Source organism: Roseibium sp. QJM3NY_11 (assembly GCF_056173175.1).
The window spans coordinates 2,475,089-2,488,069 of sequence record NZ_CM149660.1; the positions used below are offsets into that span (position 1 = coordinate 2,475,089).

Annotated in this window: 13 protein-coding genes; 3 read left to right on the forward strand and 10 right to left on the reverse strand. The window is 63.1% G+C overall.

The genetic code is table 11. The features are described from left to right. Positions 1-136: 136 nt before the first annotated feature. The 3 genes from AC0VX3_RS11370 to purB form a co-directional block, all read right to left on the reverse strand. Positions 137-634: a BA14K family protein gene (locus AC0VX3_RS11370; RefSeq protein WP_475524790.1), complete on the reverse strand. Its 498-nt coding sequence runs from the start codon at positions 632-634 to the stop codon at positions 137-139. Between the two features lie 81 nt (positions 635-715). Next, complete coding sequence (locus AC0VX3_RS11375) at positions 716-1,465, reverse strand: metallophosphoesterase family protein (RefSeq protein ID WP_475524791.1); 750 nt, start codon at positions 1,463-1,465, stop codon at positions 716-718. 141 nt (positions 1,466-1,606) lie between these two features. Continuing rightward, the gene (gene purB / locus AC0VX3_RS11380) at positions 1,607-2,935 is read right to left on the reverse strand and encodes an adenylosuccinate lyase (protein ID WP_475524792.1); all 1,329 of its coding nucleotides are present in this window, start codon (positions 2,933-2,935) and stop codon (positions 1,607-1,609) included. Between the two features lie 158 nt (positions 2,936-3,093). Here purB and AC0VX3_RS11385 point away from each other — a divergent pair, with 158 nt between their 5' ends. Further along, the gene (locus AC0VX3_RS11385; RefSeq protein ID WP_475524793.1) at positions 3,094-3,576 is read left to right on the forward strand and encodes an NUDIX hydrolase; all 483 of its coding nucleotides are present in this window, start codon (positions 3,094-3,096) and stop codon (positions 3,574-3,576) included. A gap of 284 nt (positions 3,577-3,860) precedes the next feature. Then, positions 3,861-4,154 (forward strand): GIY-YIG nuclease family protein, encoded by a 294-nt coding sequence (locus AC0VX3_RS11390; RefSeq protein ID WP_475524794.1) that lies wholly within the window; start codon positions 3,861-3,863, stop codon positions 4,152-4,154. A gap of 569 nt (positions 4,155-4,723) precedes the next feature. Here the strand turns inward: AC0VX3_RS11390 and AC0VX3_RS11395 are convergent. The 5 genes from AC0VX3_RS11395 to dctP form a co-directional block, all read right to left on the reverse strand. Continuing rightward, a complete protein-coding gene (locus tag AC0VX3_RS11395; protein ID WP_475525167.1) occupies positions 4,724-6,310 on the reverse strand; it encodes an APC family permease in 1,587 nt (528 codons plus the stop codon). A gap of 209 nt (positions 6,311-6,519) precedes the next feature. After that, positions 6,520-7,461, reverse strand: coding sequence for a dihydrodipicolinate synthase family protein (locus AC0VX3_RS11400; protein WP_475524795.1), 942 nt, complete (start codon positions 7,459-7,461; stop codon positions 6,520-6,522). 26 nt (positions 7,462-7,487) lie between these two features. After that, on the reverse strand, positions 7,488-8,783 hold the full coding sequence (locus AC0VX3_RS11405) for a TRAP transporter large permease (RefSeq protein ID WP_475524796.1): 1,296 nt from the start codon (positions 8,781-8,783) through the stop codon (positions 7,488-7,490). Further along, positions 8,780-9,343, reverse strand: coding sequence for a TRAP transporter small permease (locus AC0VX3_RS11410; RefSeq protein ID WP_475524797.1), 564 nt, complete (start codon positions 9,341-9,343; stop codon positions 8,780-8,782). The genes AC0VX3_RS11405 and AC0VX3_RS11410 overlap by 4 nt, the downstream gene beginning before the upstream one ends. Before the next feature lie 71 nt (positions 9,344-9,414). Then, the gene (gene dctP / locus AC0VX3_RS11415; RefSeq protein ID WP_475524798.1) at positions 9,415-10,419 is read right to left on the reverse strand and encodes a TRAP transporter substrate-binding protein DctP; all 1,005 of its coding nucleotides are present in this window, start codon (positions 10,417-10,419) and stop codon (positions 9,415-9,417) included. Positions 10,420-10,549: 130 nt separating this feature from the next. On the opposite strand from dctP, the gene AC0VX3_RS11420 reads away from it, so the two are divergent. Then, complete coding sequence (locus AC0VX3_RS11420; protein WP_475524799.1) at positions 10,550-11,287, forward strand: GntR family transcriptional regulator; 738 nt, start codon at positions 10,550-10,552, stop codon at positions 11,285-11,287. 82 nt (positions 11,288-11,369) lie between these two features. Here AC0VX3_RS11420 and rpe read toward each other — a convergent pair whose 3' ends face one another. Both rpe and AC0VX3_RS11430 read right to left on the reverse strand, forming a co-directional pair. After that, the gene (gene rpe, locus AC0VX3_RS11425) at positions 11,370-12,041 is read right to left on the reverse strand and encodes a ribulose-phosphate 3-epimerase (protein WP_475524800.1); all 672 of its coding nucleotides are present in this window, start codon (positions 12,039-12,041) and stop codon (positions 11,370-11,372) included. A gap of 122 nt (positions 12,042-12,163) precedes the next feature. After that, complete coding sequence (locus AC0VX3_RS11430) at positions 12,164-12,934, reverse strand: DUF2259 domain-containing protein (protein ID WP_475524801.1); 771 nt, start codon at positions 12,932-12,934, stop codon at positions 12,164-12,166. Positions 12,935-12,981 lie beyond the last annotated feature (47 nt).

Here is a 12,981-nt window from a genome sequence, read left to right on the forward strand (position 1 = left end):
GGGTTTGCCGACTTTCAAACCTTGGCCGAAATGCTTTCAAACCGCCACTCAGCGCCTGGACAGGAGATGAGGGCGCCAGACGGCGCCCCGGATCCTCTCAGGGAAGCAATCGCGAGGTCTGAACGCGCTCCCGGTACTAGCGCGTAAACGGGGAGACGCAGGCGCGCCGCGGACCGTTGTACGGCTGGAAGGTATTGTCGGCGGAGCGGTAGGACCTGTAACGCTGGTTGCACCACTGATAATGGGCCGGTGTCAGGCCGCGGGCTTGACGACGACCATGCCTGGGATCGGGCCCGTGACCTGGAACGTATCGCGGCCCGGTGTTCCTCGGAGCCGGTGCGATGCGCAGGGAAAAGGCTGCAGGCGGGAACCACCAGCCATTGTGCTGCCGGTAGCCCTTGCGCGGCTTGCGATACCCGCGGTGGCCGTTGTGGTAGTTCGGCCCGCGATTGCCCTGGTGCCCGTTGCTGCGGTGTCCGGGACGGTGATCAGCGCGCACGAGCGGGGCGGCGTCTGTGTGCTGCGAGACCGCCGGGTTCAACGGGGCCAGGGGAACGGCGTTGGCCGGAAGCGGACCGCCGAGCAGAAAGGCGCTGGACATGATGCCGCTGAGAACAAGTGCTTTGAATTTCATGTGTGTCTCCATCCTTGTGGTTTGAAAACGCTGTAAGGGCGCGCCGGTTCCGCAGCCCAGGAGAAAGACCGGTGGTCCGGATCAGGAGAGCGGCCCGTAAAACCCGTGTTTCAGGGCGCGCGCCCAGCCGGAGCGGCCGTTCTTTTGCGCTTCGAGCGCCGCGGCGTCCCAGTCGTAGGACAGGATCTTTTCCTGAAAGTTCCAGGCACCGCCATTGCTGGTCATCAACGCGTAGCGGGCATGGGGGCTGCCGGCCTCCATGACATGGTGGTGCGGGTGGGTGTCTTCATAGGACGGCAGTCCGACACTGCCCGGATTGAGAAGGATCTGCCCGGTTTCCTGAAGACGGATCAGGCGGGGAATATGGGTATGGCCGCAGCAGACGACGGATGCGGTCTCGCCCTTCAGTTCGCTCAGGAGGGTGTCCTCGTCGGGCAGATGACCCTTGGGGCCCTCGACCTTCTCGGTCAGGTAGCGGTTGTCATTGTCTGGTGTGCCGTGACACAGGAAGATGTCGTCGTTCAGCCGGATGGTCGGCCGCGTGGTCGCCAGCCACGTCCGGCTTTCCGCCGAAAGGCGTTCGGCGGCGAAGGCATCGGTCGGTCCCATCTTCTCAACCGGGTCGTCGAGCACGATCCTGTCGTGATTGCCGCGCACGGTCGGCCAGTTTGTCTCCCTGAGGATTGCGGCGGTTTCCTCCGGCCACAGCGGGCCGGAAACGCAATCGCCCAGATTGACGATGATGTCGGGCGCCTCGGCCCGGAGATCCGCAAGAACGGCCTCCAGGGCCAGGACGTTGCCGTGAATGTCTGAAATGACCGCGATTTTCATGAGACCCCGCCGCTGATATCAATTGGCATCAATGAACCGGTGACCCTGCTCATCGCCCTTGCTCTCGTCCTTGTCCGACCCGGCCGGGCCTGGCCGATCCGGCAAGGGCAAGCGGGTTGCGCGATCACCGGCGGGTGCGTATCAGTCTTCCCCGAACACCCGCTTGAAGATCGTGTCGACGTTCTTGGTATGATAGCCGAGATCGAAGCGGTCGCGGATGTCTTCTTCCGAGAGATACTTGCGCACGTCGGCGTCGCCCAACAATTCGCTCAGGAAATCGACGGAGGCGGAGCCGGCGACCTGGTAGCTGTCCCAGACCTTCATGGCGTTGCGCTGGACCAGACGGTAGGCGTCCTCGCGCGAGGAGCCTGCCTGGGTGAGGGCCAGCAGAATGCGCTGGGAGTGCACGAGGCCGCCGAGACGGTCCATGTTGCCGGTCATCCGGTCCGGATAGACCATCAGCTTGTCGATGACGCCGGTCAGGCGGACGAGCGCGAAGTCAAGGGTGACGGTCGCGTCCGGACCGATCATGCGTTCGACGGACGAGTGCGAAATGTCGCGCTCGTGCCAGAGCGCGACATTTTCCATGGCCGGGATCGAGAAACCGCGCACAAGGCGGGCCAGACCGGTCAGGTTTTCGGTCAGCACAGGATTGCGCTTATGCGGCATCGCCGAGGAGCCCTTCTGGCCCTTGGAGAAGAATTCCTCCGCTTCCAGGACTTCCGTGCGCTGCAGATGACGGATCTCGGTGGCCACGCGCTCGATCGACGAGGCGATCACGCCGAGGGTGGCGAAATACATGGCGTGGCGGTCGCGCGGGATCACCTGTGTGGAGACCGGTTCGGCCTGAAGGCCCATGGCCTTGGCGACATGCTCCTCGACAGCCGGGTCGATGTTGGCGAAGGTGCCGACGGCACCGGAAATGGCGCAGGTGGCGATTTCCGCGCGGGCGGCCACAAGGCGTGTCCTGCAGCGGTCGAATTCGGCGTAGGCCTCGGCCATCTTCAGGCCGAAGGTGACCGGTTCTGCGTGGATGCCGTGGGAACGGCCGATACAGACCGTGTCCTTGTGTTCCATCGCGCGGCGCTTGAGCGCGGCCAGCAGCGCGTCCATGTCGGCCAGCAGCAGGTCGGTCGCCTTGACCAGTTGAACGCTGAAGCAGGTGTCCAGAACGTCCGACGAGGTCATGCCCTGATGGATGAAGCGGGCGTCGTCACCGACGATTTCGGCAAGATGGGTCAGGAAAGCGATGACGTCGTGTTTGGTCTCGCGCTCGATCGCGTCGATGCGCTCGATGTCGAAGGTGGCGCTGCCGCCCTTGTCCCAGATCGTTTTGGCGGCTTCCTTCGGGATCACGCCGAGCTCGGCCAGGGCGTCACAGGCATGGGCCTCGATCTCGAACCAGATGCGGAATTTCGATTCCGGCGACCAGATGGCAACCATGTCGGGACGGGAATAGCGCGGGATCATCGCTGGCAGGACCTCGTTTTTCAGGAATTCTGGCTGCGGAATAGCAGAGGGGGCCAGTCGCTTCAATGCGGCATGGCGGATTTTGCTTGCAGGACAGCCGCACAATGTGAATTTTATCGATCTCGGCAGTCCCAGGGGCATTTTTGAAGGAGAGGCGGATGACGATCTGGCGGCCGGCCACGTCGATTGCGGTCAAGGCCATGGCCCTGATCTGGCAGGACGACGCCCTGCTCTTGTGGGATGTTCAAGATGACAGCGGCAGGGTCACCGGAATGCGTCCCCTGGGCGGCACGGTGGAGTTCGGCGAACCCTGGCGCGATGCCCTGCAACGGGAATTCCTGGAAGAGCTCGGCGCGCGGATCACCCTGCTCGACAATTATTTCGTCATGGAGAATATCTACGAGCACCACGGAACGACCGGTCACGAGGTCGTCTTCCTGTGCCACGCTCATTTCAACGACAACAAGTTCTACAAGATGGACAGCATCGCCATCGAGGACGCCGGTGTCAGCCTCGGTACGGCGAAATGGGTGTCTCCGGCAGAACTCGCGGTGAAGGGACTGGAGCTTTTTCCGACGGGGCTGGTTGACCGGTTGGTCCGACCGGAGACCGCCACACGACCCGGTCGGCTCTACAGTTGAGGGGAGGGGACTGCCCGGTGTGCGGCCGATCCTTCGAGACGCTTGGCAGCGCCAAGCTCCTCAGGATGAGGTTGGTGGGGGGGAAAGCCCGCAAGATGCGACACACCCGCCTCATGCTGAAGAAAGCCGCCAGGTCCGTCTCGGCTGAGGTTGGTTGGGTTGAAGGCCACAAGATGCAACACCCACCGACCTCATCCTGAGGAGGACCGCCAGGTCCGTCTCGAAGGATCGGCTGCACGCGCTCAAAAACCCGTTTGAATTGCAAAATTCTGTATAGTCGCTGAATGGGTGCCACGGTTTACATTCTGAAATGCAGGGACGGCAGCTACTACACCGGGCTTACGCGAAAAGATCTGGAGACCCGGGTGAGCGAGCATCAGTTCGGTCTCAATGACGGCTTCACAGCGCGTCGCAGACCCGTCGAACTCGTCTTTGATTGCCATTTCGAGCGGGTGACGGATGCCATCTCATGCGAGCGGCAGGTCAAGGGGTGGCGGCGCGAGAAGAAAGAGGCCTTGATCCGGGGGGACTTCGCCCTGCTTCCGGGGCTTTCGCGGCGGGGTGTGACGTCGACATGAGCAACGGGCCGATCCTTCGAGACGCGTGGCTGCGCCAAGCTCCTCAGGATGAGGTTGGTGGAGTTGAAAGCCCGCAAGATGCGACACACACCCGCCTCATGCTGCAGAAAGCCGCCAGGTCCGTCTCGGCTGAGGTTGGTGGGTTTGAAAGCCCGCCGGATGCGACACACACCGACCTCGTCCTGAAGAAAGCTGCCAGGTCCGTCTCGGCTGAGGTTGGCGGGGTTGAAAGCCGCAAGATGCAACACACACCCGCCTCATCCTGAGGAGGACCGCCAGGTCCATCTCGAAGGATCGGCTGCTGATCGTGGTCTGTGTCTTTATCGTGGTGTTGCGGATCGCCAAGCTGTTGGCTGCGAAACTCTCTACAGTTTCAGCCTTGAACACCGCCCGGTCGGCGACCAGCAGATTGGCGCCGGTCAAATCCAGACCCGGAGCGTGTGAAACCAGGCCGGTCCCGGTTCGCGCCGCCGTCCTGATCCGACGGACAGAGACACACCCGCTGCGAGGCTGTGTGCATGCGGGGCGGGGTGCCGCGGCAGGCGTCCGGGTTCAGGCGCGGGTGTTTTCTAGACGCCAGTGCCGTCCGGGCCATATTCCATCTGTTCGTCCATTTTTTCCTCGGCCATGTAGCGGTCGAACTTGTCCTTGTTCAGGCGGAGGCGGACGGCAAACACATAGACGCCCGTCGCCAGCACCGCGACGACCGCGATGTCCGGTCCGACCGGAATGAGACCGGACCCGCCGCCGAAAGACCCGAGCCAGGAGAACAGCATGATCCCGACGAGAAACGGTGCGAGCCAGGCAGCCTCGCGCCAGTCGAGACTGTCGAACCCGCCCAGCCAGTTGCGGTAAAGCATCAGTGCGAAGCCAACCGCAAGGCAGAGGCCCAGATGCAGCATCGTGTCCCAGCCGCTCCAGTAGATGATCAAGGTGGCGACAATGAAGGCGAAGCAGCCGGTGACAGGCGCTGCCGGCAGCACAAACGCCCGCGGCGCATCCGGCAACAGCCGCCGGAAGGCCAGCACCGCGACCGGTCCGACAATGAACGACATGACGATCGAGGAGGTGTTGAGGGCGATCACTTCGTTGAAGGGCAGCAGCACGAAAAACAGGGCCGCGACAACGAAATTCACGACCAGCGCGAACAATGGCACGCCCCGGGCCGACAGGGTTTCTATGAATTTCGGAAACAGCCCGTTCTGGGCCATGGCGAGACCGAGCCGGGCATTGGAGCCGACGGAGACAAGGCCGGAGGCGAAGCTGGAAATGCGGGCGCTGGTATCGAGAATGCTGACGATCCAGAGCGCGCCGACGGCGGTCGCAAGGGCGGCCATGGGGCCGAGGTCCCCGGAGAAATGCAACTGCGGCCAGCCGCCCTGAAGCTGGTCGTGATCGAGCGCGCCGAGAAAGGCAACTTGCAGGGCGCCGTAGATCACCAGGCAGACCAGGAGACTGATGACCAGCGCGAGCGGCACGTTGACCTTGGGATTGCGGGCTTCTCCGGCCATGTCGATGACGTGGCGAAAACCGATCAGGGCGAAGATCACACCGCCGGTGGATATGGCCGACAGAATGCCCTTGAGGCCTTCGGGGGCGAAGCCGCCATAGTCGCTGAAATTGGTGATGCGGAATTCCAACGTCAGGATGACACCAGCCAGCAGCGCCGGCACCAGGATCTTTATCCAGGTGAGCGCCGTGTTGATCCGCGCGAAGAATTTCACGCCGAAGGCATTGAACACCGTGAAGACCGCCAGGAGCACGCAGGCAACGCCAATTCCGGGCGCGGTCAGATGGTCTGCTTCGCTGTACAGCCAGGGTGCAAGGCTTTTGGAGTAGCGCAGGACCGCTTCCACTTCGATTGTGGCCGTGGTGTTGTAGCCGACCCAGGCGGTCCAGCCCATGGCCATCGAGACCACCGAGCCATGGGAGAAATGCGGCACCCGGCCGATGCCGCCGGCAACCGGCAGAATTGAGGCGATTTCGGCAAAGGTGGCCGCGAGCAGCAGCATGGCAAAGCCGCCGATCACCCAGGCAATCAGGGCGGACGGCCCGGCGGCCTGGGCCGCGAGCAAGGGGGCGAACAGCCAGCCCGACCCCAGAATGCCGCTGATGGCTATGAAGGTGAGGCCCAGCAGCCCGATATTGCGTTGCATATGCGCCAAAGCGAATCCCCCGATCCCTGTCTGGACACGAGCTTAGCCGAGGCTGTGGCCCGACGGAAAGACACACTGGACCGGTTGCGGGTCCGGACGTGTCATTGCGGGGCAGGCTGGCGCATCGAAAGGTTCGGAACTCCGGCCGCTCCGGGCCCGGCAGACCGCCCGCGCATTGCGGCAGGCGCACGTTCGGTTGACGCTGTCCGTCAGTCTTCGGCGGCTGACGCCCGGATCTTCTCACGCATGCTGGCGGCACCCAAGATGATCCTGTCCAGGATCGCGTCGATCGCCCAGTGTTTTTCGGCGACATCGTAGGGCACCGCGCGCGAGTGGTCGCTGGCAAAGGTGCCGAGCCGCTTGTGGAACCGCTTGGCGAGCTTTGGATAGCCGAACGCTTCGCTGAGCGCGGACAGGACAAGGAACGTTTCCAGTTCGCGGGCCAGCTCCGGTTCGCCGGGGCCGTGGTCCAGCAGCCAGCGATAAAGGTCCGGGTGAAAATTGTTCATCACCCCGGAAAACCCCCGGCAGCCGGCCCCTATTGCATCCAGGGCGATTGCGGCGTTCGCGTTGTTGATGACGAGCGGGCTTCCGGCAGTCAGTGACATGCGCCGCCGGACGATTTCCAGATCGCAGGAAACGTCCTTCAGGAACCGGAAGCGGCCGCTGTCCGCGCACCACTTCAATTCGTCATCGCTCAAGAGCCGCCGGTAGGGAGCCGGGCACTCGTACAGGCCCAGCGGAAGCTCCGGCGGAAGCACATTGATCACGTCCTTCATGCGCTCCAGAAGTGTTCCCTCGGGATCCTGAGCACCTGCAAACCGATTGGTGACAAAGACCAGCGCATCGACACCGGTCTCCGCCATCGCCTTGAGTTCGGCCTTCTGCTCGTCTGGAGTGTCGGAGACATGGCCGGAGGCGACGACCGGCAGGCGTCCGGCGACATGCTCCACTGTGAAGCGGGCAAGATCCCGACGCTCCTGAAGGCTCAGGTACTGCATCTCGGAAGACTGGCAGACCGCGAACAGGCCATTGGCGCCCATCTCGACATACCAGTCCAGGAGCCGGGCATAGCCGTCCCAGTCGATGCGGTCGTCGCCATGAAACGGCGTCAGCACCACCGGAAAAACGCCTGAGAATACGTGTTGCATGTTCAAGTCCAAGGTTGAAGGCCGGATCAGCCGGCGTAGCCCATCAGTTCGGGCAGCCACAGGGTGATGCCGGGGAACAGGATCAGAAGAAGAAGCGCGAAGACGAGCACTGCCAGGAACCACCAGATTTCCCCGATGATCTCGACAAGGGGAATGCGTGTGACCGCGTTGATCACGAACAGCAGGATGCCGTAGGGCGGTGTGATCAGGCCGATCATGCAGTTGACGATGGCGACCACGCCGAAATGGACGAGATCGATGCCCAGTTCCCGGCAGGACGGGATGAACAGGGGAATGATCACGAGGATGATCGTCGAGGCATCCAGCAGGCAGCCGAGCAGCAGGATCAGCAGGTTCACACACAGCAGGAACAGCAGCGGATCAACGTCAAGGCCGCCAAGGGCACTGGCGACCCGGTTCGGCAGGTTCTCCGAGGCGACGATGTAATTGAGGATCAGGGCGCCGCCGATGACAAGGCCGACGGCCGCGGAGGAGCGTGCGCTGGTGACGAGGATTTCGTAGAAACCCCGCAGGCTCAGGGACCTGTAGAAGACCGCGGCCAGGATCAGCGCATAGAGCGCGGCGACGGCGGCGGCTTCCGTCGGTGTCGTCACGCCGCCATAGATGCCGTAGAGCAGGATGGCGGGCATGAGCAGGGCGGGAAACGCCTGAAACGTGACCTTCGGGATGTCGCTCAGCGGTACGGGATCCTCAACCGCAAAGCCGCGTATGTGCGAAATCCAGAAGTTCATTGTCATCAGCACGGCGGCCATCAGCAGGCCCGGCAGGATTCCACCCAGAAACAGGTAGCCGATGGAGGTGTTGGAGACGAGGGCGTAGAGCACCATCGGGATCGAAGGGGGAATGATCGGGCCGATCGTGGCCGAAGCCGCCGTGATGGCGGCCGCATAACCGCGGGTGTAGTGGCCTGACTTCGTCATCATGGAGATGATGACCTTGCCGACACCTGCCGCATCGGCGACCGCCGACCCGGACATGCCGGAAAAGACCAGCGACGCCAGAACGTTGACATGTCCGAGCCCGCCGCGGAACCGTCCGACAAGGGCCACGCAGAATTGAAGCAGACGGTCGGATACGGTTCCGGCGTTCATGATGTTTGCCGCGACGATGAACAGCGGAACGGCCAGCAGGATGAAGCTCTGGTAGAGCCCGTCCATCAGCACCTTGCCGGCAACGCCGATGCTCTTGCCGTCGGCGATCAGGTAGACGAAGGCGCCGACGAGGATGGCATGGGCGATCGGCGCGCCCATGGCGGCCAGAACAAACAGGACCGTCAGGCAAAGAAGAAACTCGGTCGTCATGCGTCGTCCCCTCCGGTCTTGTCTGTCCTGGCGGGGAGCTCCCGGCCGAGGATCGCCTCGGCGGTCGACCAGAGGGCACGCAGGCCGACGACGGCCAGAAACACGAGGTAGATCGAATAGATGTCGCGCATGCGGATCCAGTCACCCAGAAGGCTGCTCAAGGTCGCGGTTTTCTTGATGCGCAGGATCGCGAAGCGGCCCCAGGTGGGCTCGATGGAGGCGAGAAAGCCGATGCCGACCGCCAGTCCGGTGAGGCCCAGAAACAGACGCCCGACCGGGCGCGGCACGCTTGCGGACAGGATGTCGAACGTCACGTGGTCCTGCCTGCGGACAACAAAGGCGTTGCCCCAGAAGATGAGCCAGACCCAGAGCGCAAGACAGAATTCAAGCGTCCACCCGTAAAGGTCCGGGTTCAGGAAAGGCAGCACCGCGACAAGCCCATCGATACGCGCACCGTAGCGGATCGCGATCTGGATGATGAAGGTCGCGAAGATCAGCAGCATGAAGAGGGCGGTCACCGCTTCGCCAAATCGGCGCAGCAGACGTAGGAAATCGCGCATATCCGGTCATGTCCCGAACGGGCCGGTTCGCACCGCGGCAAGGGTCAGCCCATTGCCGCAGTGCGAGGGGCTCAGTTGCCGAGTTCGTTGATGCGGTCCAGCGCGCCCTCGGGCCAGGCGGCGGCAAGCTCTGAACTCAGGTATTTCTGCTGCACCGTGGTGCGGAAGGCGGCCAGATCCGGCTCATAGATGTCGAGGCCCTGTTCCTTCAGGAAGGAGACAAGGTCTTCTTCCTTCTTGAGCTGCGCCTTGCGGGCTGCTTCCGCCGCATCGGTCGCCGCCTTCTGCAGGGTTGCCTGCTGGTCGGCGCTGAGCTCATCCCAGACCGCCTTGGAAAAGGCGATATAGTTCAGGTCGACGAGATGCTGGGTGAGGGCGATCTGCTTGGTGACTTCGTAGAACTTGGCGTCGACGACAGTGGGAAGCGGATTGTCCTGACCGTCGACGGATCCGGTCTGCAACGCGGTGTAGACTTCCGTAAAGGCCATCGGGGTCGGGTTGGCACCAAGTGCGCGCCCGAGGAACTGCCACGCATCGCTGCCCGGCATGCGCAGGTTGACGCCGGCAAGATCTTCCGGCGTCTTCACGTCCTTTTCGGAGCGCGGAAAGCGCAGGTTCACATGGCGCTTGCCGAGATACATGACGGCCAGGAGCTTGACGCCCAGTTCGTCTTCAACCTTCTGCTTGAACGGGTCCATCACCGCGTCGTTGAAGACGGCGACCTGGTGTTCGGCGCTCTGGTGAACATAGCCGGCCGTGAAGATCGAGAACTCCGGGAAAAACGTGGCCAGTTCCTGGGCCGATGCGATCGACATTTCCAGATCGCCCGTGGCGATCGACTCCAGTTCGGCGCCCTGTGCGATGAGCGAGGCATTGTAATGCGGCTCGTAGACGGCAAATTCGGTGACGGCCGGACCGAAGACCTCCGCCAGCGACACACTGCGCTGATCGGTTTCGGAGGCGGGTGTCGACAGGCGCAGGGTGACCTTGTCCTGCGCGAACGCGGTATGGGCGGTGGACACCATCAGGCTCAGCGCGAGAGCGCAAGCGGAGAAGCTGCGGCGGGTCAGTGACATTTCGATTTCCTCCCAGGTAGTTTTGCTTTTTTTGAGCGGTTGTGCACAAACCCTGACAGTTTGTACCGTCAACCTGGACATCGAACTAACATGTCAGTAACATGTTAGCAATGATTTTTGTGGGAACGCCATGAGTGAGCCACCGATCTACCCCGCTCCGGACCGCAGCCGGGGGGAGCACGACGAACGGGTCGCAGGCGACGGCGCGCTCCGTCGGCGGGCTTATGACAGGATCGAGGATCTTCTGAATTCCGGGCGGCTGGCGCCTGGCCAGTTGATCTCGCAGCGCGAGCTCGTGGCCCTGACCGGGGCAACGCTGGGGTCCGTGCGTGAGGCCGTGCCGAGGTTCGAGGCCGAAGGCCTGCTCCTGACGGTCCCCAAGAAGGGGCTCATGGTGCCGGGCCTCGATGTGAAATTCGTTCGCGAAGCCTACCAGGTGCGCGCGATGATCGAGCACACCGCCGTCCCGGACATGATCCGCAATCTTGATGATGCGACGATCCGCGGTTTCATCGATAGCCAGAAAGCCCTGGAAGCGGAACTGTTGAATGCCGGGCAGGACGTTTCGGCCGATCTGCTCGATCGCATCCAGCGGGCGGACTGGAACATGCACGCCGCGTTCGTGGCGGCCATGGGCAATAGCCTCATCGAAAATATTTACCGCGTCAACGCCATCAAGATACGGATGGTGGCGCAATCACGCCTGAAGGTGACCGGAACGAACGCCGGACGGATCATGGGAGAGCATTTCAAGGTTCTGTCTGCCCTGGCCGCCCGCGACCGGGCGGCCACGGAGCGCGCCCTCTCGCTGCATCTCGGCAACTCGCTCCAGATCGCGCTGGGCGGCGAGGCTGCCCCCTTCGAGTAGAGGGCTCACGAAGGGGCACGCCCCGGGGCCTGGTGCAATCAGGTTCATGCACCCAGGAAGACGCGACAGGCGGCGGGTGCGTTCAGGCGTCTTCGGCGGCCTTGCGGATCGCGGAAATGTTGCCTGCGTAGCTTTCGACCGTGCCGCCCTTGAAGACGGCCGATCCGGCGACCAGCACGTTGGCGCCTGCGGCGGCGACCAGCGGGGCGGTATCCGGGGTGACGCCGCCGTCGATCTGCAGGTCGATCGGACGGTCGCCGATCATGGCCTTGATGCGCCGGGTTTTCTCAATCTGCGAGTGGATGAATTTCTGGCCGCCGAAACCCGGGTTGACCGTCATGACCAGAATGAGGTCCAGCCGGTCGAGCACATATTCCAGAACGCTTTCCGGCGTTGACGGATTGAGCGAGACACCGGCTTTCTTGCCCAGGTTCCGGATCGCCTGCAGCGAGCGGTCCAGATGCGGGCCGGCTTCGGCATGGACAGTGATGATGTCGGAGCCGGCCTTGGCGAAGGCTTCGAGATAGGGATCGCAGGGCGCGATCATCAGGTGGGTGTCGAACACCTTGTCCGTGTGCGGGCGGAGTTTCGCGATCACGTCCGGACCGAAGGTGATGTTGGGCACGAAATGGCCGTCCATGACATCCAGATGGATCCAGTCGGCGCCGGCCTCGACCACATCGCGGATCTCCTGGCCGAGCTTGGAAAAATCGGAGGCAAGGATGGACGGGGCGATCTTGATCTCGCGCGGCATGGCAGTCTCCCGGATTGGCCGGCACGGTCGTCTGGACAACCGGCTTCAGATGATGACGCCGCGCTACCACTTCTCTTGCGTCCGGGCAAGACCGCGCTGCGGCGCTCAATCGGTTTAGGCGTTCAAAGCCGCCCGGTTATCGCCAGGTATCTGCGGTCCGGCCCTTCGAACCCAAGGCTGTCCATCTGGATAAGCACCGCGAACACAGGCGGGGCGTGTTCCGGAAAATGCGTGACGAAGCGCTCGATCCGGTAGGCAAGCGGACAGTTCCGGCTTGCCGGGACCGCGCTGTCCTCGTTGAGTGTCCTGGTCACGCCACCCCGGACCATGGTCAGCCGGAAGCCTCTTGTCTCGGCGCCGTAGCCCTGACACTGCGCGTCGGGCAGAGCGTATTGGCTCAACGTGAGGTCAATCGGATCGTCACCTGGCTGGACCGTGTCGCGGGCGGCAACCAGCATCTTGTGCGGGTCGGAGGTGAGTTCGGTACGCGGGTTGAAACCCATCGTCCGGCCCTTGCCGGCGACCGCCGTGTCCTGCAGCAGCGGCTGGGCGGCGAGCCGGTTTTCGGCGCGGGTCTGCGACAATGCGCTGTCGCTGGCTTCGCCCGAGCCGGCCTCGACATCCTTGCGCAGGCGGAATGGCGAGGGCGGTACCCAGGTGTCGCCGATCACATCGATCACGAAGATCTCCGAATAGGGGAAACCCGAGCCGTCCTGGACGCCGTATTGCTCGAAGGCGAAGACATCGCCGGTCTTTGAGAACCCGAGAAGCTGAAGCTCGGCCGTGTCGCCGGCGACGGCGGCCGGGACAAGGCTGAAGGCGGCCAGAAGAGCGGCCGCGCAGAAGCGCAGCCTCCCGGCCAGAAAATGGAAACGTGAGCGGACGATTGGCATGACACTCTCCCGGGCAGTGGTTGACGTGGAGAGACCCAAGCATATCA